Source organism: Pseudomonas capeferrum, assembly GCF_013523055.1.
Classification (GTDB): Bacteria; Pseudomonadota; Gammaproteobacteria; order Pseudomonadales; family Pseudomonadaceae; genus Aquipseudomonas; species Aquipseudomonas capeferrum_A.
Genome location: NZ_JAAMQM010000003.1, coordinates 201,309 through 223,406, shown reverse-complemented (window position 1 = coordinate 223,406; position 22,098 = coordinate 201,309). Strand labels below are relative to the sequence as shown.

At 55.4% G+C, this 22,098-nt stretch carries 18 protein-coding genes and 2 pseudogenes; 16 read left to right on the top strand and 4 right to left on the bottom strand.

Going from position 1 to position 22,098, the window contains the following annotated elements; genetic code table 11:
* Positions 1–28 precede the first annotated feature (28 nt).
* The 14 genes from G7009_RS04965 to G7009_RS04895 all read left to right on the top strand — a co-directional run bounded on the left by G7009_RS04965 (position 29) and on the right by G7009_RS04895 (position 13,959).
* A complete protein-coding gene (locus G7009_RS04965; RefSeq protein ID WP_181128901.1) occupies positions 29–1,033 on the top strand; it encodes a SphA family protein in 1,005 nt (334 codons plus the stop codon).
* A gap of 120 nt (positions 1,034–1,153) precedes the next feature.
* Positions 1,154–2,512, top strand: a complete 1,359-nt coding sequence (locus G7009_RS04960; protein WP_181128900.1) for a PucR family transcriptional regulator — start codon at positions 1,154–1,156, stop codon at positions 2,510–2,512.
* A 144-nt stretch (positions 2,513–2,656) separates the two neighbouring features.
* Complete coding sequence (locus G7009_RS04955; protein WP_181128899.1) at positions 2,657–3,652, top strand: hypothetical protein; 996 nt, start codon at positions 2,657–2,659, stop codon at positions 3,650–3,652.
* Between the two features lie 132 nt (positions 3,653–3,784).
* Complete coding sequence (locus tag G7009_RS27995; protein ID WP_308813310.1) at positions 3,785–3,943, top strand: TetR/AcrR family transcriptional regulator; 159 nt, start codon at positions 3,785–3,787, stop codon at positions 3,941–3,943.
* Positions 3,944–3,959: 16 nt separating this feature from the next.
* Positions 3,960–4,916 (top strand): AraC-like ligand-binding domain-containing protein, encoded by a 957-nt coding sequence (locus tag G7009_RS04945; protein WP_153374995.1) that lies wholly within the window; start codon positions 3,960–3,962, stop codon positions 4,914–4,916.
* Positions 4,917–5,071: 155 nt separating this feature from the next.
* Positions 5,072–6,427 (top strand): benzoate 1,2-dioxygenase large subunit, encoded by a 1,356-nt coding sequence (gene benA / locus G7009_RS04940; protein WP_153374989.1) that lies wholly within the window; start codon positions 5,072–5,074, stop codon positions 6,425–6,427.
* On the top strand, positions 6,427–6,915 hold the full coding sequence (benB, locus tag G7009_RS04935) for a benzoate 1,2-dioxygenase small subunit (protein WP_153374987.1): 489 nt from the start codon (positions 6,427–6,429) through the stop codon (positions 6,913–6,915). The genes benA and benB overlap by 1 nt, the downstream gene beginning before the upstream one ends.
* Before the next feature lie 69 nt (positions 6,916–6,984).
* Positions 6,985–7,998, top strand: a complete 1,014-nt coding sequence (gene benC / locus G7009_RS04930; protein ID WP_153374984.1) for a benzoate 1,2-dioxygenase electron transfer component BenC — start codon at positions 6,985–6,987, stop codon at positions 7,996–7,998.
* A 63-nt stretch (positions 7,999–8,061) separates the two neighbouring features.
* Positions 8,062–8,838 carry a 1,6-dihydroxycyclohexa-2,4-diene-1-carboxylate dehydrogenase gene (locus G7009_RS04925; RefSeq protein WP_153374982.1) on the top strand — a complete coding sequence of 259 codons (777 nt, stop codon included), beginning with the start codon at positions 8,062–8,064 and terminating at the stop codon, positions 8,836–8,838.
* Positions 8,839–8,895: 57 nt separating this feature from the next.
* A complete protein-coding gene (locus G7009_RS04920; protein WP_181128898.1) occupies positions 8,896–10,230 on the top strand; it encodes an MFS transporter in 1,335 nt (444 codons plus the stop codon).
* 60 nt (positions 10,231–10,290) lie between these two features.
* On the top strand, positions 10,291–11,412 hold the full coding sequence (locus G7009_RS04915; RefSeq protein ID WP_153374978.1) for a muconate cycloisomerase family protein: 1,122 nt from the start codon (positions 10,291–10,293) through the stop codon (positions 11,410–11,412).
* 26 nt (positions 11,413–11,438) lie between these two features.
* On the top strand, positions 11,439–11,729 hold the full coding sequence (gene catC, locus G7009_RS04910) for a muconolactone Delta-isomerase (RefSeq protein ID WP_153374976.1): 291 nt from the start codon (positions 11,439–11,441) through the stop codon (positions 11,727–11,729).
* 42 nt (positions 11,730–11,771) lie between these two features.
* Positions 11,772–12,698 carry a catechol 1,2-dioxygenase gene (catA, locus tag G7009_RS04905; protein WP_153374974.1) on the top strand — a complete coding sequence of 309 codons (927 nt, stop codon included), beginning with the start codon at positions 11,772–11,774 and terminating at the stop codon, positions 12,696–12,698.
* Between the two features lie 125 nt (positions 12,699–12,823).
* Positions 12,824–13,959, top strand: a protein-coding gene (locus tag G7009_RS04895) for an IS3 family transposase (protein WP_219856437.1) whose coding sequence is annotated in 2 segments (ribosomal slippage) — positions 12,824–13,076 and positions 13,076–13,959 — 1,137 coding nt in all. Because the reading frame shifts where the segments join, the coding sequence is not laid out codon by codon here.
* 34 nt (positions 13,960–13,993) lie between these two features.
* Here the strand turns inward: G7009_RS04895 and G7009_RS04890 are convergent.
* From G7009_RS04890 to G7009_RS04875, 4 genes and pseudogenes are all read right to left on the bottom strand, one after another.
* Positions 13,994–15,395, bottom strand: a pseudogene (locus tag G7009_RS04890) (bifunctional 3-(3-hydroxy-phenyl)propionate/3-hydroxycinnamic acid hydroxylase); the annotation flags it as partial.
* 29 nt (positions 15,396–15,424) lie between these two features.
* Positions 15,425–16,246, bottom strand: a complete 822-nt coding sequence (locus G7009_RS04885) for an IclR family transcriptional regulator (protein ID WP_181128895.1) — start codon at positions 16,244–16,246, stop codon at positions 15,425–15,427.
* A gap of 1 nt (position 16,247) precedes the next feature.
* The gene (locus tag G7009_RS04880; RefSeq protein ID WP_020300871.1) at positions 16,248–17,099 is read right to left on the bottom strand and encodes a fumarylacetoacetate hydrolase family protein; all 852 of its coding nucleotides are present in this window, start codon (positions 17,097–17,099) and stop codon (positions 16,248–16,250) included.
* 19 nt (positions 17,100–17,118) lie between these two features.
* Positions 17,119–18,479 (bottom strand): annotated as a pseudogene (locus tag G7009_RS04875) (MFS transporter).
* A 277-nt stretch (positions 18,480–18,756) separates the two neighbouring features.
* On the opposite strand from G7009_RS04875, the gene G7009_RS04870 reads away from it, so the two are divergent.
* Both G7009_RS04870 and G7009_RS04865 read left to right on the top strand, forming a co-directional pair.
* Positions 18,757–20,514, top strand: a complete 1,758-nt coding sequence (locus G7009_RS04870; protein ID WP_181128894.1) for an FUSC family protein — start codon at positions 18,757–18,759, stop codon at positions 20,512–20,514.
* Positions 20,507–21,982 carry an aldehyde dehydrogenase family protein gene (locus tag G7009_RS04865; RefSeq protein ID WP_181128893.1) on the top strand — a complete coding sequence of 492 codons (1,476 nt, stop codon included), beginning with the start codon at positions 20,507–20,509 and terminating at the stop codon, positions 21,980–21,982. The genes G7009_RS04870 and G7009_RS04865 overlap by 8 nt, the downstream gene beginning before the upstream one ends.
* The last annotated feature ends 116 nt before the right edge of the window (positions 21,983–22,098 follow it).

Sequence of the window (22,098 nt, the reverse complement as noted above, 5' to 3'; positions counted from 1 at the left end):
CGTTCAAATAAAAATAAGGCGGTTCGTGATGATGGCTAAAGTTATGCGTAGTTATGCACTTGCAGCGATAGCTGCGACTGGACTTGTTGCCTTTGATGTAAGCAAGGCGCTCGCTGTCCAGCCCACTGTTACGCTTCCTACTGGTTTGAATTTAGGAGCAACAAGCTTCTATGACGGCTTTGGGGGACAACCGGGAGACAGTGCCTGGCAGACGTATATTTCATATGCTCACAATAAAGGCATAAAAGATGGTGATGGAAAAGACATTCCAATTTTTAATGACCCCAAAATGGATGTCTATTCCGTTATCAGTCAGTACAGTTATCTGTTTAAAACAGACCAAAAGATCTTGGGTGGTCACCCTGGCGTTGATGTGATCGTGCCGATGGCTTCGTTGGATGCAAGCTTTCAGAATGCGCCACCATTTCCAGGGGTAAAACTCAAGGATAATGGATTTGGGTTGGGCGATCCAACGGTATCGCTGTTCGTTCAGTATGACCCAGTTACAATAAATGGGAATCCGTTCTTTGTTTCGCGACTGAATGCCGGCGTGACAATGCCAGTTGGAAAATACGACAACGATAAAGACTTTAATATTGGCAACAATTTCTGGTCCATTCACACATACTGGGCGATGACATTTCTGCTCAGCCCCAAGTGGTCGATTAGTCTCCGGCCTCAGTATTACTACAATTTCAAGAACAATGACCCAGCGAGCAGTCTCCCTCTCGACGAGGGTGTTGATGATACGCAAGCCGGACAGAGTGCATCGATTAACTATAATGTTGGTTACAAAGTTAATGATTATCTCACCGTCGGTGTCAGCGGTTATTACCTGAAGCAAATTACAGACCACCAGATAAACGGGCATAGTATTTCAGACTCCAAAGAAAAAACGCTCGGTTTTGGTCCTGGTCTAGTGGTTGACCTTGATAAAGATAAGTTCTTTGTTACAGCCTATCGCGAGTCAAGCGTGGAAAATAGGTTTAAGGTAGAGAACTCTATAACCTTGCGCTGGTTGCATATGTTCTAGCTTGGATAGGCGGGTCGCCAACAAGTGAAAGCGCAGGCATAAACAAGGTAATCGAATGCCAGAGCATTCGATTGCTTTTGACTTTTACGGCGCCGAAAGCTCAGCTGCATGAGCTTCGGCATGTCTACGCTCCAAGCTGCTATACTATTCCTGATGACTATGAAATCGAAACCTGCAGTGTTTGGCTCTCGATTGATCGGGGATTACATGGAAAACTTGAAATCTGTCTTCGCTTATTTTCTACCATCGTGCAGGGCAGATCAGGTGTTAAGCCAAGCTCTTGTTGCGCCGGTAGTTCTGGAACTTGCTATTTCCAAGGTTGGTGAGAAAGAAGTTGCATGGGGGCTAGAGTTGTCTCAGCGCTCACTGGCTGTGGCTAAATCAAAGTTTTCATACCTTGATAGCTTCCCTGACATGGAGGTTCTTAAGAGTCTTGAGCTTCTGATGTTGCAACTGCTCGTCAGGATGTCGGGTCACGATGCTGATGTCGGGTTGTCTGAATCTATGCGTGCGATGGCATATAAGGCAGTGCGCATGGATGTATATTTTGAAAGCATTGTTCAAGGCATAAGAGAGACGCAGGGGCTCTGGACTAAGGAGATTTTGGACTCCTTAGATATATCCATTGAGCGCCAGAATATCTCGCAGTTGGTTATGATGTTGGCGCTGGTATTTGATGATGCAGTTAAAGATTTCTTTGAGGGTTGCCTAGCCGAAAAAGAGTTATTGCTGGAAGAGTCTCTTGTTTCGAAGCGAAGACTAGTGGAAGAGCTTATAGAAGGCGGTTCGTCTATGGGGTCAGAAGTGGTCGAGGCTTTTAAGAGTAATCTAGGGGTGGATCCTGATAAGTTTTACACTGCCATCATAATCTCTTCAGCTCGTGCTGCTTCTAAAGCTAATAAATATACCCAGAGAGCCATCGGTGAGCTTATTTCAAATTCTAGCTTGGTTCACTTGCCTCAGGCAGATGGAGCATGGCTTTGGATTGCAACCGGTACTCCGCCATTAAAAAAGCAAATTTCAAATTTGACTACTTCTTTAAAGTCCGCTGAGATCGGGATTTATTGCTTAGGGGAGACCGTCAGGGGCATCGAGGGCTTCAGGCGATCTCACGTACAAGCTCGTGCATTGTTGGAGGTAGGAAAGCAGTACTCAGTCGGCAGGGTATTACAATGGCCTACGCACGCTGCTACGGCGATTTTCATCAGGAATAAAGAGCTTACAGACTGGTTTGTAAAATCTACGCTGGGAGAATTGGCAAGCACTGACCAAAAAATCGAGAGTTATAGAGAAACTCTCAAGAGTTATCTGCTTTCAGGAAATAGCTTACTGCATGCTGCGGAGAGTCTAGGCATTCATCGAAATACGGTTGTGTATCGACTGCAAGCTGTTGAAGATATCCTGGGCAAACCGATAAAGGAATTTGATTTTTCATTGAGCTGCGCACTGACATTGCTTGACCTCAAACCGCGCGACTAATCCTTCCTAGCATCTCCTGTGCCTTAGTACGATATTTTCGGAAAAATTTGTATTCGGCGTCTAATGACACGTAGGTCTGAGAGGCATAGCATCTACTGGGAGTCACTTAAAACATCAACACAATAACAAGATGGGGTCTTGAACATGCCTAGAAAGTGGATTGCTAAGCGCATCAATAGCCTTGATCCTACCACCGACTTTGATGAGATCTGGAAGCTGTCATCCGCCTATCGGCCCAACGATTTCATCATGAACTTGATTTACACTGTCACGTTTCCTCACTTCTTTGTGCGTGAACTCGATGCCCTGCCATTGTTTGATGAAGGCTCAGGGAAGATTCTAAGTCGCCGAGACGCGAGGGCTGACGATACGTCTTGGAAAATGCAGGTTTGGTGGAACTACGGATCATCACATGAACTAACGTTGAAGAACGTCGAGTCCATTAATAAGCTTCATGAGCATTACGCTAAAAAATTCTCAGAAAGTTTTAGCCGCAATGACACCTATATTTATACTTTGTGTTATGAAGCTGCGGGTATGCATAGGCTTCTTCGTCGAGTAGGTCTACCTGGCTTTTCCGATAAAGAGAAATTGGCTGCGGTTCACTACTGGACAAACATGTCTAAAGTATTTCGTAACGCAGGCACAGGCGAAGAGCTAATCGGGTTCCCCGATTCGTTTGATGGCATCATGGAATTCATGGACAAGTGGGAGGCCGAAGAGGTCCCATCTCACAAAATAGGGCCACCTGCAGCTGAAGCTATCATGAGTCAGTTTGCCGATCGCTACTTCCCGAAGATTCTGCATCCTTTGGTCTACAAGTGGATCGCGTCCCTTTACCCAGAGCACGTGCTGAAAGCCTTTTCGATAAAGCGGCCGTCAGCTTTAGGAACTGCTGTGCTTAGGAAGCTGACCGCTTGGTTCTTTTGGTTCGGTGAAAAGGTCCTGCCGGATCCTCTAGACACCTTCGAGGAGCGCCGACTGAAGACCCGAAATGCTCAAACGAAGGGTTGCCCATTTTCAGCCCTGAAGGCTCGCCAGATGCAAGGCGGTTGTCCGCATCTGCGTTCCGCAGACTCGGCAGGATCCGAGAGTCCGGAAGATGTTAACAGTCGGCACATCAGTGATGCCGTCAAATAGCTATCCAGGCACTGCTGACCTGTATGAGCAAAGAAGAGAAGCCTGCGACCGGAGTAAGTGAGATTCCGGTCGCAGCTGAGATAGCGTGAAAACAGTCTCACGTATTCAAGCTGCGAAACGCTGATTTACCATGTGCTGAACCTCGGCAGTATCGAATCAACAAAAAAGGCTAGGATTCGGACCAGGAGCAAATTGCTTTGTGCGGCCCGGACTGTATTCGGTTGTAAGGGCATAGAGTCCACCGCAATTAACGATATTACTGAAGCGGCTGGTGTTTCGTTTGGTTCTTGAAGAGAGTGCCTTGATGATGGAAAGCCACCTCCTGAGTGACCGCAGCAGTGTATTCCAGCACGCTGATCCCTACGCGGTTTCCGAGTATGTGAACAAGCACGTGGGCCAGCATTGCATTGGCCTAGCCACTTCATCGCATCCTCAAGCAAGCCTCAATCACCGTAAGTTCGCCACCCTGGATCTTTGCCGGATCAGTTATGGCGGGAGCGTTCGAGTGACCTCGCCAGCGCTGGAAAGTATCTACCACCTGCAGATACTGCTCAGCGGTAACTGCCTATGGCGGGGATACCAACGCGAGCATCATTTTGTGCCTGGTGAACTGCTGCTGATCAATCCGGATGAGCCGGTTGACCTGACCTATTCAGAGGACTGTGAGAAGTTCATCCTCAAGGTGCCGGTCAAACTGCTGAATTCGGTGTGCGACATGCATCGCTGGCAATTGCCCAGCGGCGGCGTAAGGTTCCAACGCAATCACTACCGGCTTGATGAACTCGAAGGTTTCATCAATCTGCTGGCAATGATCTGCTTTGAATCGGAGGTTGCTGAGCCTTTACCGAGCGTTCATGAGCACTACTCGCAGATCGTAGGCAACAAGATGCTCTCCCTTCTGAGTAGTAACGTAGTTCGCAACACCGGTAGTGCGTCCTCGATCAGTTTCGAACGAATCCTTCAGTACATCGATCAGAACGTCAAAAGTGAGCTGAGTACCGAGATCCTGGCCGATCATGCCAGGCTGAGTCCGCGCTCGCTTTATGCTCTGTTCGAGCGGCATTTGGGGGTCACACCCAAGCAGTATGTGCGCCAGAAGAAGCTGGAACGCATCAACGCCTGTCTCAAAGACTCCAGCTGTTTCGTGCGTAATCTCACTGAGCTTGCCATCGAGTTCGGCTTCATGCACCTGGGGCGGTTTTCCGAATCCTATCGTCAGCAGTTCGGTGAGCTGCCATCTGACACGCTCAAGCAGAGAGGTTGATTGAGCGCCCACCTGAGGCGGCTCTGGTCACACATTCTTACGGTTCAGGAAGGTTGTGCAGGAATCGGATACAGGTCTGCACAAATAGGATATTGCGCCATCTGGCGCCTTCCTATGATGACCCTGCCTGAACAATAACAATGGAGGCCCTGGCCATGACCTTGGGAATCGATTACCTGAACACTTTGCTTGAAGAAGATAGAGAGCAGGGTGTCTACCGTTGCAAGCGTGAGATGTTTACTGACCCTCGGCTGTTCGAGCTTGAGATGGAGCATATCTTCGAGGGCAACTGGATCTACCTCGCACACGAGAGCCAGATCCCGAACGTCAATGATTTCCTGACCACCACCATGGGTCGCCAGCCTATCTTCATTGCACGTAATAAGGATGGCGAGCTGAATGCATTTCTCAATGCGTGCAGCCACCGAGGCGCGATGCTGTGTCGGCACAAGACGGGGAACCGCTCCAGCTACACCTGCCCGTTCCACGGCTGGACATTCAATAACAGCGGCAAGCTCCTGAAGGTCAAAGATCCAAAGGAGGCCGGTTACCCAAGCACGTTCAACTGCGAGGGCTCCCACGACCTCACCAAGGTTGCTCGATTTGAGTCGTATCGCGGGTTTCTCTTCGGCAGCCTCAATGCTGATGTCAAACCACTCACAGAACACCTGGGTGAGTCCTCGAAGATCATCGATATGATCGTCGATCAGTCTCCTGAAGGGCTTGAAGTGCTGCGTGGTTCGAGCTCTTACATCTACGAGGGAAACTGGAAGCTGACCGCCGAAAACGGCGCGGATGGCTATCACGTGAGCTCCGTTCACTGGAACTATGCCGCGACCCAAAATCAGCGCAAACAGCGTGAGTCTGGTGAAGAAATCAAGACCATGAGCGCTGGTAGCTGGGCCAAAAATGGCGGTGGTTTCTACTCCTTCGATCACGGCCATTTGCTGCTGTGGACTCGCTGGGCAAACCCCGAAGATCGGCCTGCTTATGAACGACGGGACGAGTTGGCTCAGGACTTTGGTCAGGCCCGTGCTGACTGGATGATCCAGAATTCGCGCAACCTGTGCCTGTACCCGAACGTGTACTTGATGGATCAGTTCAGTTCGCAGATCCGGATCGCACGTCCTATCTCCGTAGGCGTCACTGAAATCACCATCTACTGCATCGCTCCTAAAGGTGAAAGCGCCTCGGCACGTGCTAAACGCATCCGCCAGTACGAGGACTTCTTTAACGTCAGTGGTATGGCCACACCTGATGACCTCGAGGAGTTCCGTTCGTGCCAAACCGGCTATGGGGCTGGGCGTGGCTGGAATGACATGTCCCGTGGCGCTACGCATTGGGTCGAGGGGCCGGATGCCGCCGCCCAGGAGATCGAGCTCAAGCCGCTGCTTTCCGGCGTTCGTACAGAGGATGAAGGTCTCTTCGTTCTGCAGCACAAGTACTGGCAGGAAACGATGCTCAAGGCGGTCGCCAGCAATCAAGAGCTGATTCCCGTGGAGGCTGTGTGATGAGCAGCACCTACGAAGTCGTTCGCGATTTTCTGTATCGCGAAGCTCGCTATCTTGACGATTGCCAATGGGAACAGTGGCTGGAGCTGTACGCGCCGGACGCCACCTTCTGGATGCCTTCCTGGGATGACAACGACAATCTCACCGAAGATCCTCAGAGTGAAATTTCGCTGATTTGGTACGGCAATCGCAGCGGCCTGGAAGACCGGGTATTTCGGATCCAGACCGAGCGCTCCAGTGCCACGATTCCAGATACACGCACCTCGCACAACATCAGCAACATCGAGATCATCGAAGAGGCTGATGGCCAGTGCAAGGTGCGCTTCAACTGGAACACCCTGAGCTTCCGCTACAAGTCCAACTTCAGTTACTTCGGCACGTGCTTTTACACCCTCGATATGCGCGGTGAGCAACCGCTAATCAAGGCAAAGAAAGTAGTGCTCAAGAATGACTACGTTCGGCAAGTAATCGACATCTATCACATCTGATCTGCGTGGCTGTACGCACTAAGCCGCCCCCTCGTGGCGGCAGGCGTACGGCTGCGTAGGAGGTGCAGCATGAGTTTCCAAATCGCACTTAACTTCGAAGACGGAGTGACCCGCTTCATCGAAGCAACAGCCAGCGAAACCGTGGCGGATGCAGCCTACCGCCAAGGTATCAATATCCCCCTCGATTGCCGAGATGGTGCCTGTGGTACCTGCAAATGCTTGGCCGAGTCTGGGCGTTACGACCTTGGCGATCAGTTCATCGAGGATGCATTGAGCGACGATGAGGTCGCGCAAGGGTTTGTGCTGACTTGCCAGATGCGCGCTGAGAGCGACTGCATAGTTCGCATTCCTGCGTCCTCCCAGGTCTGCAAGACTGAGCAAGCTAGCTTCGATGCTGTGATCAGCTCCGTGCGTCAACTCTCGGAAAGCACGATTGCCTTATCAGTAAAAGGTGAGTCGTTGAGCTCTCTGGCATTCCTCCCAGGGCAGTACGTCAATCTGCGTGTACCAGGTAGCGACCAGACTCGGGCCTACTCGTTTAGCTCGCTGCAGAAGGATGGCGAGGTCAGTTTCCTCGTGCGTAACGTACCTGGTGGCCTGATGAGCAGTTTCCTGAGCGGTCTGGCAAAAGCCGGTGATGCGATGAGCCTGACCGGCCCGCTGGGAAGCTTCTACCTGCGCGAAATCAAGCGACCACTGCTGCTGCTGGCTGGTGGAACCGGCTTGGCACCGTTCACCGCGATGCTGGAGAAGATCGCTCGCGATGGTTCCGACCATCCCCTTCACCTCATTTACGGGGTGACCAATGATTTCGACCTAGTCGAGTTGGACAAGCTGGAAGACTTCAGCGCCCGCATCGCCAATTTTACCTTCAGCGCCTGCGTGGCCAATCCAAACAGCGTTCACCCGCACAAGGGTTATGTGACTCAGCACATCGAACCCAAACACCTGAACGAGGGCGAGGTGGACATCTACCTATGTGGCCCGCCACCAATGGTGGAAGCCGTTAGCGGCTTCATCCGCGAGCAAGGCATTACGCCGGCGAATTTCTACTACGAAAAATTTGCTGCCAGTGCGGCGTGAATTCAGCCAATCAATCCATGGGGGCTGCTCGCGGGAGAGGAGCCCCTCGTGATGGAGGTAGTCATGAACATGAGATTCTCAGGCAAGGTTGCGTTGGTTACAGGTGCTGCGCAGGGTATTGGTCGCCGGGTGGTTGAGCGACTGATCGCCGAAGGCGCCGTTGTTGCGGCAGTGGATCGTTCAGAGCTGGTCTTCGAACTGACTGAGGACGCGAGCATCAATGAGTCAGTGCTCGCGTTGACTGCAGACCTGGAGCAATACAGCGATTGCAATCGTGTTATGTCACAGACCGTCGAGCATTTCGGTCGCATCGACATCCTGATCAACAACGTCGGCGGCACCATCTGGGCTAAGCCATACGAGCACTACGTCGAGGCAGAAATTGAAGCCGAGGTAAGGCGTTCACTGTTCCCTACTCTGTGGTGCTGCCATGCAGTGCTACCACACATGTTGGAGCAGGGGGCGGGCTCGATCGTGAACGTTTCCTCGATTGCTACACGGGGAACCAACCGCGTGCCTTATGGTGCAGCCAAAGGTGGGGTGAATGCCCTGACTGCATGTTTGGCATTTGAAAATGCCACACGTGGAATTCGCGTCAACGCCACCGCACCAGGCGGGACAGAAGCACCGCCACGACGCATTCCTCGCAACACCGCTGAGCAGAGTCCCGACGAGAAAGCCTGGTATCAGCAGATCGTTGATCAGACTGTCGACAGCAGCTTGATGAAGCGCTACGGAACCATTGACGAGCAAGTCGGCGCGATCCTTTTCCTCGCTTCAGACGAGGCCTCCTACATCACCGGATTAACACTACCTGTTGGCGGTGGTGATCTCGGCTGATCATCGGTCAGGCCTTCTCAAACGCAGTTTCGACAACAAAAACAAGACTTCGATGCCATGCGCCAAATCAACGTTAACCAAGCAATCGACAATGCCGGTTTCACCCGATTCCACTGGATGGTGATGTGCTTGTGCGCACTGTTGCTGATCTTTGATGGCTATGACTTGTTCATATACGGGGTCGTATTGCCTTCACTGATGCAGGAGTGGAATCTGACTCCACTGGAAGCCGGTGCACTGGGTAGCTATGCACTATTTGGGATGATGTTTGGTGCGCTTACCTTCGGCACTCTGGCGGACAAGATCGGACGCAAGAAGGGCATCGCTATCTGCTTCCTGTTGTTCTCCACCGCAACCATCATCAATGGTTTTGCCAGTAATCCAACCGAATTTGGCATTTGCCGTTTTATCGCTGGGTTGGGATGCGGTGGGCTGATGCCCAACGCCGTCGCTCTGATGAACGAATACGCGCCCAAGCGTTTGCGCAGCACGTTGGTCGCGATCATGTTCAGTGGCTACTCCTTGGGCGGCATGCTGGCCGCTGGAGTGGGTATCTACATGCTGCCACGCTTCGGCTGGGAGTCGATGTTCTTCGCTGCCGCTGTTCCGTTGCTTCTGCTGCCTCTGATTCTCTGGAAGTTGCCAGAGTCGGTAGGTTTTCTGGTGCGCGAAGGGCGTACTGCACAGGCGACTGAAGTACTGAGCAAGGTCGATCCAAATCTTGAGATCGCTCATGGTGATGTGTTGGCCATGAGTGACAGCAAAGCCCATGGTGTCGCCGTACTTGAACTGTTCCGGGAGAGCCGTGCGCTGCGCACGCTTTGTCTTTGGGTGGCGTTCTTTTGCTGTTTGCTGATGGTCTATGCGCTCAGTTCTTGGCTTCCTAAGCTAATGGCAAATGCCGGTTACAGCCTGGGGTCGAGTTTGACCTTTCTCGTGGCGCTGAACCTCGGTGGCATGGCTGGGGCAATCCTTGGTGGTTGGCTTGGTGATCGCTACAACCTGGGTAAGGTCATGGTGGTGTTCTTCGTCGCAGCAGCAGTCTCCATAAGCCTACTGGGCTTCAAAAGCGCCCCTGAACTGCTTTACCTGCTGATCTTCATTGCCGGTGCGACCACCATTGGTACTCAGATTTTGCTCTATGCCGGTGCAGCCCAGTTCTACGGGTTGTCTATCCGATCCACTGGCTTGGGCTGGGCCTCTGGCGTGGGCCGTAATGGCGCCATCGTCGGGCCGCTTCTGGGTGGTGCCTTGATGGCGATCAACCTTCCGTTGCAACTCAATTTCATCGCTTTTGCGATACCTGGAGCCGTCGCTGCGCTGGCGATGACAGTGTTCACTTTAAGTAACCGCACCAAGCCTCAGGTGGTTGTACTGACCGCGAAGGCATAGATCCGGCGCGGCTCTGTTTCACCGAGTTGCGTGCTTCGACTTATCTACTGGAGAGCAGGAATGTCCGTACCCCTGATTGAGGGATTTACGACGATCATCGTCGACCTCCCGACTATCCGTCCGCACAAGCTGGCGATGCACACCATGCAGAAGCAGACACTGGTGATTCTGCGTCTGCAGTGCAGCGATGGTGTTGAAGGTCTTGGTGAGTCCACCACGATTGGTGGTCTTTCCTACGGCTATGAAAGTCCCGAAAGCATTAAAGCCAATATCGATGCCCATCTGGCACCAGCACTCATCGGCATGGAGGCTGACAACATCAATGCCGCCATGCAGAAGCTCGATAAGATCGCGAAAGGTAATACCTTCGCCAAATCTGGTATCGAGACTGCATTGCTAGACGCCCAGGGCAAGCGACTTGGTTTGCCGGTGAGCGAGCTGTTGGGCGGCCGTGTTCGCAACAGTCTGGAAGTGGCCTGGACGCTTGCCAGCGGCAATACGAGTCGTGATATCGACGAAGCTGAGCAGATGCTTCAGACGCGCCGCCATCGGATCTTCAAGCTCAAGATCGGCGCCAACCCGCTGGAGCAAGACCTCAAGCACGTTATCGCAATCAAAAAAGCATTGGGTGATCGCGCCAGTGTTCGCGTCGACGTTAACCAGTATTGGGATGAGTCTCAGGCGATTAGAGGTTGCCAGATCCTGGGTGACAACGGGGTCGACCTGATTGAGCAGCCCATCTCGCGTATCAATCGATCAGGCCAGGTGCGCCTCAATCAGCGCAGCCCGGCGCCGATCATGGCCGACGAATCGATCGAGTGTGTTGAGGACGCATTCAGCTTGGCTGCTGACGGCGCTGCTAGCGTCTTCGCACTGAAGATCGCCAAGAATGGCGGCCCTCGTGCGGTACTGCGAACGGCCCAGATTGCAGAGTCCGCCGGCATTGCTCTGTATGGAGGCACGATGCTCGAAGGGTCGATCGGAACCTTGGCCTCCGCCCACGCGTTTCTCACGCTTAAGGAACTGACCTGGGACACCGAGCTCTTCGGGCCGCTGCTACTGACCGAAGAAGTGGTCACTGAGGCCCTGGAATACCGAGACTTTCAACTGCACATACCTCGCACCCCTGGACTGGGCCTTAGCCTCGATGAAGATCGGCTGGCCTTCTTCCGCCGTTCCTGATCGAGCAACCCTAGGAGCAAGTTCTCATGCTTTTCCACGTGAAGATGACCGTAAAACTGCCTATCGATATGGAGCCTTCCAAGGCATCGAAGTTGAAGGCTGACGAGAAAGAACTCGCTCAGCGCCTGCAACGTGAGGGCAAATGGCGCCACCTCTGGCGCATCGCTGGGCACTACGCGAACTACAGCGTTTTTGATCTCTCAAGTGTTGAAGAGCTGCACGACACCCTGATGCAGCTGCCTCTGTTTCCGTACATGGAAATTGAGGTTGATGGGATCTGCCGTCACCCATCTTCGATTCATTCGGACGACCGCTAATTCATCAGTTCTCTGTACAAAAACAAAATGGGGTAAACCGTCATGACCGTGAAAATTTCGCATCAACCAGAAGTTCAGAAGTTCTTCCAAGAGGCTGCCGGCTTTGAGAACGACACGGGTAGCCCTCGCGTAAAGACCATCATCCTGAGGCTGTTGCAGGATACTGCGAAGATCGTTGAAGACCTCGAAATTACCGAGGACGAGTTCTGGAAAGCAGTGGACTATCTGAACCGTTTGGGTGGCCGTACAGAGGCTGGCTTGCTGGTTGCTGGCCTGGGTGTTGAGCACTTTCTGGATCTGCTCCATGACGCCAAAGATGAGCAGGCAGGTCTGACCGGAGGAACCCCCCGTACCATCGAGGGGCCGCTTTATGTGGCAGGGGCACCACTGTCTGAGGGTGAAGCGCGTCTGGATGATGGTAGCGAGGACGATGTCGGCACATTGTTCTTCCTTGAGGGTCAAGTGCTCGATCCGAGCGGCAAGCCGCTACCTGGCGCCACTGTGGATCTGTGGCAAGCGAACACGAAGGGCACTTATTCATTCTTCGACCCAAGCCAGTCTGAGTACAACCTGCGTCGTCGAATCATCACTGACAGCGAAGGGCGTTATCGCGCGCGTAGCATCGTGCCTTCTGGCTACGGGTGTGACCCGAAAGGGCCAACCCAGGAATGCCTGGACCTGCTTGGACGTCATGGCCAGCGCCCGGCACATGTGCATTTCTTCATTTCGGCCCCAGGCCATCGTCACCTGACAACCCAGATCAACCTGTCAGGCGAGAAATACCTGTGGGATGACTTTGCCTACGCGACCCGTGATGGTCTGGTGGGGGAGGTCGTATTCCGCGAAGACGGTGCGCGTGGCACGCAAGGTCGCTATGCCGAACTGAAGTTTGACTTCCAACTTCAAGCGGCGGTCAAGCAGGCTGACGAAGTTCGCAGTAATCGCCCACGGGCTCTGCAAGAAGCGTAATGCGGTGAGCTGCCAGGGCGGCTATGAATCGCCCCGGCTTTCCTAGACACTCTCCAAGCTCTGGATGGACTACCCCCGCTCCGGTAGACATCCCCGGCCTATGCTTTGAGCATAGGAGGAAGTCTATGAGCACCCAACGATTCACCCCGGAATTTAAGACCGAAGCCGTCAGGCAGGTTGTTGAGCGTGGATATTCAGTCGCGGAGATCGCCGCGCGCCTCGGCGTCTCTACTCACAGCCTCTACAAATGGGTAAAGGCTGTCACGCCCGATAAGTCAGAGAGACAGGCTAGCGAGCTGCTGGAAGCCAAGAGTGAAATTTTACGCCTGCGAGCCCAGATGCGCCGCCTTGAAGAAGAGCGAGATATCCTAAAAAAAGCCGCGCGGTACTTTGCCAGGGAGCCCGAGTGAAGTACCGCTTTGTGAACGAGCATCGCCATCAGTACGCCATTGCTACAATGTGTCGGATATTGCGAATTGCTCGTGCTGGGTTCTATCAATGGCTACATAAACCGGTCTCCGATCGCGAGCGGGAAAACAGCCGTTTGCTGCAATTGATCCGTGACTCCTACGCGGCCAGTCACGGTGTTTACGGTGCGCGCCGCGTCTTTGGTGATCTGCGGGAAGCTGGCGAAAACTGTGGCAAGCATCGTGTTGCTCGTTTGATGCGCGTCCACAAAATCAAAGCATTGCGGGGCTACAAGGCACCACGGCCAATCGCTGGGCGACCCTCGATCATTGCACCCAATCATCTCAAGCGTGAATTTACCGTCGATGCGCCCAACAAGGCTTGGGTAACCGACATTACCTACATTCGTACCTGGCAGGGCTGGCTGTACCTGGCGGTAGTGGTGGATCTGTACGCGCGTAAGGTGGTTGGCTGGTCGATGAAGCCGACGCTGGCTCGCGAACTAGCGCTGGACGCCTTGCTCATGTCGCTCTGGCGGCGCAAGCCCAAGAGTCGAGTCATCGTTCACTCCGACCAGGGTAGTCAGTACGGCAGCGATGACTGGAAGCGCTTTTGTGCTGCCAACAATCTGGAGCCCAGCATGAGCCGACGTGGTAATTGTTGGGACAATGCAGTGGCAGAATCCTTCTTCAGTAGTTTGAAGAAAGAGCGCATCCGCAAACGTATCTATAAAACCCGCGACGTGGCGAGGGCTGATGTGTTCGACTATATCGAGGTGTTTTACAACCGAACTCGACGTCACAGTCATTTGGGTGGCGTCAGTCCCGAGGCCTTTGAAAGCGCCTCGTTATGAGGCCGGGAAATGTCTATTGGAATGGGGGTAGTCCAATGATCACGATGCGCTTGGCATCCAGGTGGGTCCAGAGCGGGTGCTGCAGTTGATCCATGCGTTGGCTGCGCAGATCGCCATATTGAATCAAGGCAAAGCCCGGGCCGATGTGCTCATCCAACAGTTGCGCGCAGCCGTGAGAGTCGAAAAGAGTCGGCTGCGGCAGCATGGTCCCGGCGCGCAGGTTGCCGGCCTTACCTTGGGATAACACCAGGCCCTGGGTAAAACGAGGCTTTGGTTTAAACTTCATTTGCAGAAAGTAATCGCGCAGAGGCGGGATCAGCCCGATCACGCGGAAGGTGCTGGTAATGAGTTTGGCGCGCAAGGCTGAAGCCGGCGCCATGACCACCCCGAGATTCAGCGCCAGCTTGATCAGCGCCCAGGCATGATCGCGGCGTTCGCTTTCATAGGTCTCGAGGGCGCTTTTCGCCATTTGTCCCCGGAGTACCGCCACAAGTTTCCAGGCGATGTTATGCGCATCACGCACACCACTGTTCATGCCTTGGCCCGCATAGGGTGGGGGTCAGGTGCGCAGCGTCACCGGCGAGAAAAACACGACCTTCCTGCCAGCGAGAGGCAACCCTGGCGTGGAAGGTGTAGACCACTTTGCGCACCAGCGAATAAGCTTTTTCACCCCGGAACGGCCGCAGCAAGTTGCCAAGGCTAGCGTCGCTGAGCATTTGCTCATCAGTCTCGTCGTCTTTGAGCATGAACTCGAAGCGACGTGTCTGATGAGGGCCGGGCACTTCTACGACAGGTCGCTGCGCGTCGCAATACACACGAGTCTGCCAGAACGGGTCATCGTCCTGATCCAGATCCACGACCAACCATCGGGACTTGAAGCTGGAACCCACCATATCGATACCCAGTTGTTTTCGAACCGGGCTTCTGCCGCCATCACAGGCAACCATGTACTGGGCGTGCACCTCAACCGTGTCACCGGCCGCATTTTGTATTCGAGCGAGAACGCCTGAGGCGTTCTGTGTGAAGTCGATCAGTTCATGGCAGAAAAGCGGAGTCAGGCTAGGGAAACGCTCCATACCTTGCATCAGCGTGCGTTCGAACAGGGGTTGCCTGAACGCATTGCGTTTGGGGTAGCCGTATTGCTTGCCGACAGGTTCGACCTTGCCAAAGCAACGTCCCCCTGGCTTGTCGAAGTAGTGAACGCCGTAGCCTTTGACGACGTCAGCCAACACGGCTTCATCCAGCCCGGCTGCCTGCATGGTTCGCAGCGACTCATCGTCGATCGAAACGGCACGCGGTTCAGTCACGGTGCCGGCTTTACGATCAAGAATGGTCGTACGCACGCCGGCCTGTCCGAGGAGGTTGGCCAACGTGAGTCCTGTCGGGCCGGCACCGATAATCAGTACGTCAGTATTCACGGGTGTAAGGGTTGTCATTTTTATTCCCTCGGTGACCGCCGGGCTGGTCAGTCCAGTACTTCTGGTCTGTGCGCCAGCGCGGTCATGAGTTGTGAAAGATTGTCGGCAAGGGCGAGGATTTGCTGGCCTTGCATTTCATCCTGTTCGCTATCGCGTTGCGAGGTCGGGCGCACGCAGCTGACGCTGCCCACCACTTTGCCGTCGCCATCGAATATGGGGGCCGCGAGGCCAAAGACGTCAGCATCGACTTCGCTGGTGCTCAGCACATATCCCTGGCGGCGCAAGCGTTGGAGCGAGCGCCGGAACACCTCCCAAGTCTTGCCAAGGTTGCTGGACTCGATGTCACTCGGGTTTTCCAGAAACAGTTGGCTTTGATGCCGTGAGCCCATGTTGGCGAGGATCGCTTTAGAGGTCGCTCCCATGAACAAAGGTCTTGGCGATCCTCGCGAGTAGCTCACTTGGTTGGAAAGGTTGCCGGTTTGATGGATACAGACCACTTGATCCTTGAACAGCCGACACACCAACCAGGCTTGCTCGGCACCCCATTGCGGAAAGGTCGACTCCAGGGAGTGCGCCGCGCGTACCAACGGATCACTGACGCGCAGTTGGCGATCCCAGGTGATGATTCTCGCGCCCAGCGCATAGCGACCGGCCTCCACCTGAAACAGCAAATTGGCCTCGGCCAGTTCGCGTACATAACGGTAGGCAGTGGAGCGTGTGAACCCCAGCGCATTTCCCATCCCGTCGACCGTCCAGATGGGATGGTGCTCGGTGAACAGGTCGAGAATTCGCAGCATCCGCTCCAGGCTGGAGCCTTTGCTGTCTGCCAGGTGCTCGGTGGTGTCTTCGGAATCAAACGGTTTTTGCATGTCAGCTCTCGTCTACAATACTGTTGCGCAGGATACCAATGCGCTCGATTTCGATTTCGACGATATCGCCCGGCTTCATCCAGACTGGTGGCTCGCGGAATGCACCAACGCCGCCGGTGGTGCCGCTGACGATTACGTCTCCAGGGGCCAGTTCAGTGAACGCGGTGCAGTACTCGATCAACTTGCGCACATCGAAAATCATGTCGCTGGTGCGCGTGTGTTGCATCACTTCGCCGTTCAAACGAGTCGTCAGTTCCAGGTCCTGCGGGTCGACGATTTCATCGCTGGTGACCATCCATGGGCCGAATCCACCGGTGGCCGGGAAGTTCTTCCCTGGAACAAACTGGATCGTGTGCTTCTGCCAGTCACGTACGCTGCCGTCGTTGTAGCAGGCATAGCCGGCGACGTAGTCCAAGGCGTCCTCCGGTTTGACGTGGCGAGCGGTCTTGCCGATCACCACGGCCAGTTCACCTTCGAAGTCAAGCTTGTGGGACACGGTTGGGCGAACGATGGGCTGCAGGTGTGCGGTCTGGCTGTCGGCAAAGCGGGTGAAAATCATCGGGTAGGTCGGCATGTCCCGACCAGTCTCGCGCACATGCGTGGCGTAGTTGATCCCGATGCAGAGCACTTTGCCTGGGTTGGCAATGACCGGCAAAAAGGTGATTTCACTCAATGCCAGGCGAGGCAGGTCTTTCAGCGCATCAGCCCCCAGTTCGCTCAGTCGATTGCGCGCGATGGCTTCTTTGAGGTCCGCACCCAGGTGAGACTTGAGTGATTCCAGGTCAATGACGTGGTCACCTTTAACAATGCCGTACGTGGAACGGTTTTGGTAAACGAAGCTTGCGATTTTCATGGGTATGCCTCTGGTTGCATCAATGATGTGTAACAGACTGTGAGGGTGTGGGTTGTTGTTTGCTCGCGGGGTCAAGTCGTAGCAAGGTAATCGCCGTCAGCGCGATGATCCCCGGAACCAACGCTGCGCTGAGGATCTCTGTCAAAACCCAGCCGGCTGCCAACATCAAGCCGCCGCAAACGGGCCCTGTAATGGAACCCACTCGCCCGACGCCAAGTGCCCAACCGACGCCCGTGGAGCGAATTTCCTGTGGATAGAGTTCTGCCGCCAACGCATTGAGACCCGCCTGTGCGCCTTGCACCAGCACACCCAGCATCAACATGGCAGGGAACAGTGAGTAGAGCGAGACGGGCAGCTGGCTCAGCGCCAGGACGATGGCCAGGTACCCGGCGAACTCAGTCGTCAGCACATTGGCAGCGCCCCAGCGATTCATCATCGCCCCCTGGATGACCGAGCCGATCACACCGCCCAGGCTGAACAGAATGATTGCCCGTATGCCAAGGCTCAAGGGCGCATGGGCTGCCACCAATACCGTCGGAATCCAGCTCATGATGAAGTACAGAATCAGCAGGTTCATTGCGTAGGGCAGCCACAGCAACAAGGTGCGACGCCACATGCCGCCGGTGAATAACCGGCCCAGGGAGGTCGACGCCGCCACTTCAGCGCGTGCGCGGGTGATGCTGGCTGGCAGCTCGGTGAGTCCGGGGGCGAGCCGCTGGATGATGGCGCTCACTGCATCGCGATTGCTGGGCTTGCGGCTGAGGAATTCTACTGACTCAGGCAGGCGCCACACCACGGCACCGGCAACCAGCAACGGCAGTGCGCCACCGATTAGAAACAGGTTCTGCCACCCCAAGGTGTGCAGCAGTTGGTCGACGGTCAAACCGGCCAGCATCGCGCCTAGCGGCATTCCGCAGAACAGCAGGGTGACCGCGCTGCGCGAATAGCGCCGTGGGCTGTATTCAGAAATCAGCGCCACCAGGTTGGGGATCGCGCCGCCCAGGCCAATGCCGGTCAGGAACCGCAGTACCAGCAATTGCGGACGCTGGTCGCGAGGGCGGTCAGCGCCGCGAACGTGCCGAACAGCAGAATCGACACCACGAGGATTTTTTTGCGGCCCAGGCGATCCGCCATGGGTGCCAGAAGCAGCGCGCCGAGCATCAAGCCGAACAGGCCGACTGCAAACACTGGCGCCAATGCCTGTGGGGTCACGCCCAGAGTCGAAGATATCGCGGTGACCAGAAACCCGATGATCTGGGTGTCGAAGCCGTCGAGCACGGCGACCAGCACGCATAGGGCGATTACTTCATATTGCAACCGGCTCACAGGGCGGTTGTCCACGACATCGCAAAGCAGATTGTTGAGTATAGGGGTGTGCATGACGCGTACCTCTTCTTGTTTTTGTTGTCGGGGGGCAGGCGTGTGCCCTTGACTGAGCTCAATCTAGTACGAGCATTAAATCCTGTAAAGCGAAAACCATCACAAATCCCAAATAGCAGGATATTGGTTTATTTGGTAGGCTGTGCAGGGATGGCGGCTTGCAGTTGAGCTATCTCGCTGGGCCCTCGCTGCGATCGTCCTGGCCAACCTCCGAGATAACAGGCAACACATGAGAAAGTGGCTATATCAACCTCGGCAGAGCGTAAAGCGTCAGCCGATGCCCTGGCTAAAACCGCCCACCGCGGCTTCGCTGATATTCAGCGCTCATACCACCCTGGCCGCACTGCTGGCCCTGGTGATCGCGCAAATGCTCGAGCTTCACCACCCGTGGTGGGCAGCGATGACGGTTTGGTTGGTCGCGCAGCCTACGCGGCAGCTGATGATCGGGCGCATGACCGCAAGATTGATCGGCACTGCGGTCGGTGCGCTGGCGGGCGGCATATTGCTGGCGATTTTTTTCGACCACCCTTATTGGCTTATGCTCGCACTGGCCGGTTGGGTCGCCCTGTGCGCAGGCGTCGGAAACCTGTTTCGGCACTTTCGCAACTATGCCTGTGTGCTTGCGGGGTACACCGCTGCGATCGTGGCGTTGTTCGGCCTGCAGGATCGTACCCTGGACGTGGACCTCGCCTTGGGGCGGTTTTACTGCACAGTGATCGGCGTCCTGGCCTCTGCGTTCTTCGCCTGGGCGTTTACTGTCAGCAGCGCAGCGCAGCAAACGCTCGATAATCGAATCGACGACTGGGTACTGGCCAGTGTGCGCTACAGCCTGCATTGTGCTCGGGGCGCTACTTCACAAGGCCGGCAACGGCTGAACACGCTCCTTCAGGAAGCCGCCGAGTTCGATCTTTCCCTCGATCAAATTGCTGCGGGCTCCAGGGCGATGAGCCGGCGTGCGCGGCATGTTCGCGCCACCCTCGCGGCGGTCCTCGAGCTGCTCGTATGGGCCACGCACTTGGGTAAGGTTGGGGAGCTGAACCGCTCTCTCGAGCTACCGCAGATCCCCCCGGGAGCTCCGGCCATTGCGGCGGTGCAAGCGGTCATCAGCCAAATACAGGACGAGCCTTGGGCTGCGGGCTTGTCTGCCAAGTTGGAACACGTGGCATTCACGCTGCAGAGGCCTGAGTCCGCAGCCCCCAGGACGCGGCAGATGCTGGGGCAGCACGATTGGCGGGGCGCTTGCCTGGCGGCAGCCAGGCCGTTGGTGGCGCTGCTCATCGCCACTACGCTGTGGTGGGCGTTCGCTTGGGCGGATGGCCCGATGATGGTGATGACGGCGGTGTTGTTCGCCTCGCTGTTTTCCAGCCATAGCCATGCTAATGCTGCGTTGAAAGATGTACTGGTGGGCTCCTGCGTGGGCGCCGTATTGGGCCTGAGTTGCCGGTTCTGGTTGTTGCCTCATGTCGCCAGCGCTTGGCAGTTGGCCTTGGTCATTGCGCCTTTTCTGCTGGCCGGCGCGTGGCTGATGGCTCGGCCCAGCACGGCGAAGTTGGCGATCGATCTGAACATGACCTTCTTGTTGATCGCCCAGCCCAGCCTGAGTACTGACACCAGCATCGAACATTCGCTGTTGCAGATGGTTGCGATCCTGGGGGGCGTAGTCATCGCGTTACTGACCTACCGGTGGTTAGTGCCTTCCTCGCCTGGCAGTGAGGGTAAACGCCTGGCAGTACGCATCGCGAACCTGACCCTAAAGATATCGAATGGGCCTAGTGCCGCCATGCGGTCACGCCTCTATGGGCAAATCACAGTGCTGTTGGTGAGGCTGATCACTATCGAGAAGTGCGCCTCGACGCTGCTGTTGAGCGCATTCGAATGCACGGCCATGGCCCAGCGTGTTGCTGAGGGCCGGGCCGAGAAATTTCCCCTCAGCGTGGCTGATCAACACGGGGTGACCCACGCGGTTGCCACGCTGCAAAACACAACTATCCCAGGCGCTGACTGCCTTGAATCAACGGAGAATACTCATGTCTGACCGTCCACCACTGTGGCAGGGTTTTACTGGCCAATACATCGCTGGCGCCTGGCGCTCCGGCAGTACCCGTAAAGTTCTGGAAAACCGAAACCCCTACAACAACGAACTGCTGACCGAGATTTCGCTGGGCGATGCTCAAGATCTCGATGCCGCCTACCAGGCTGCCGCCATCGCACAAAAGGCCTGGGCGTTGACGCTGCCCGGTGAGCGTTCAGCGTTGTTCATGCGCGCGGTGAATGTGCTCGACGCCCGCCACGAAGAGATTGTCGACTGGTTGATTCGTGAGTCCGGTAGCACGCGCACCAAAGCCGAGATCGAATGGGCGGCTGTACGTTCGACCATGATCACCGCGGCGGCGATGCCTTCGAGGGTGGTAGGCCGAATTTTGCCCATCGATACCCCCGACAAGGAAAGCCGCGTCTATCGCAAGCCATTGGGCGTAGTAGGGGTCATCAGCCCCTGGAACTGGCCGCTGCATCTGTCCAACCGCTCGATCGCTCCCGCGCTGGCATTGGGGAACGCGGTCGTGGTCAAACCGGCCGATGATACGCCCGTCACTGGCGGCTTGTTGTTAGCCAAGATCTACGAAGAAGCAGGCTTCCCCCCTGGCATCCTCAACATCGTAGTGGGCGATGTGGCTGACCTGGGTGATGCGTTCACCTTGCATCCGATTCCAAAATTCATCTCGTTCACCGGCTCGACACGCGTTGGGCGGCATATCGGTGCCTTGGCGGTGACTGGCCCCACGCTCAAGCGCGTAGGGTTGGAGCTGGGTGGTAACGCGCCGTGTGTCGTGCTCGATGACGCGGATCTGGATCTGGCGGTACATGCTGCGGTCGTCGGGCGCTTCCTGCACCAAGGGCAGATATGCATGAGCAGCAACCGCATCATCGTCGACGCCTCGCTGCAAAAAGATTTCGTCGAAGCTTTTGTCGAGCGTGTGCGCCAGCTCAAGGTCGGCGATCCGAACCTGGCAGACACCGTTATCGGCCCGTTGATCAACCGTCGTCAGTTAGAGGGTGCAGTGGCCCGTATCGAAGCGGCAAAAGCCGAAGGTATCGAGTTGCTGCTCGGTGGTGCTGCACAGGGGCAGGTACTGCCGCCTCATGTGTTCGTCAATGTCGATAACATGAGTGAGCTGGCCCAGGCTGAGCAATTTTGTCCTGTAGCGCCGATCATCACTGCGCGGGACGAGGCACATGCACTGGAGTTGGCCAACCAGACCGAGTTCGGCTTGTCTTCTGCGGTGTTCACCAAGGATGAAGGTCGGGGCCTGCGTTTCGCTCAACAGATCGAAGCCGGCATGACTCACATCAATGACATCTCGGTCAATGATGATCCGAACAACATGTTTGGCGGCGAGAAAAACAGCGGTATCGGTCGCTTCAACAGCGAATGGATCATCGCGGAGCTGACCAGCGATCACTGGATCTCGGTGCAACACAAACGTCGCGCTTATCCGTTTTAAGGTCAGGGTTTGGTGGACTGATCGTATGGCATGAACGCCCCTCGCAAGGGGCGTTCCTTCATACAAAGACTGCCCGCAGCGATACGTTATTTGCAGGGCAGTCAGTTGCGCGTCGC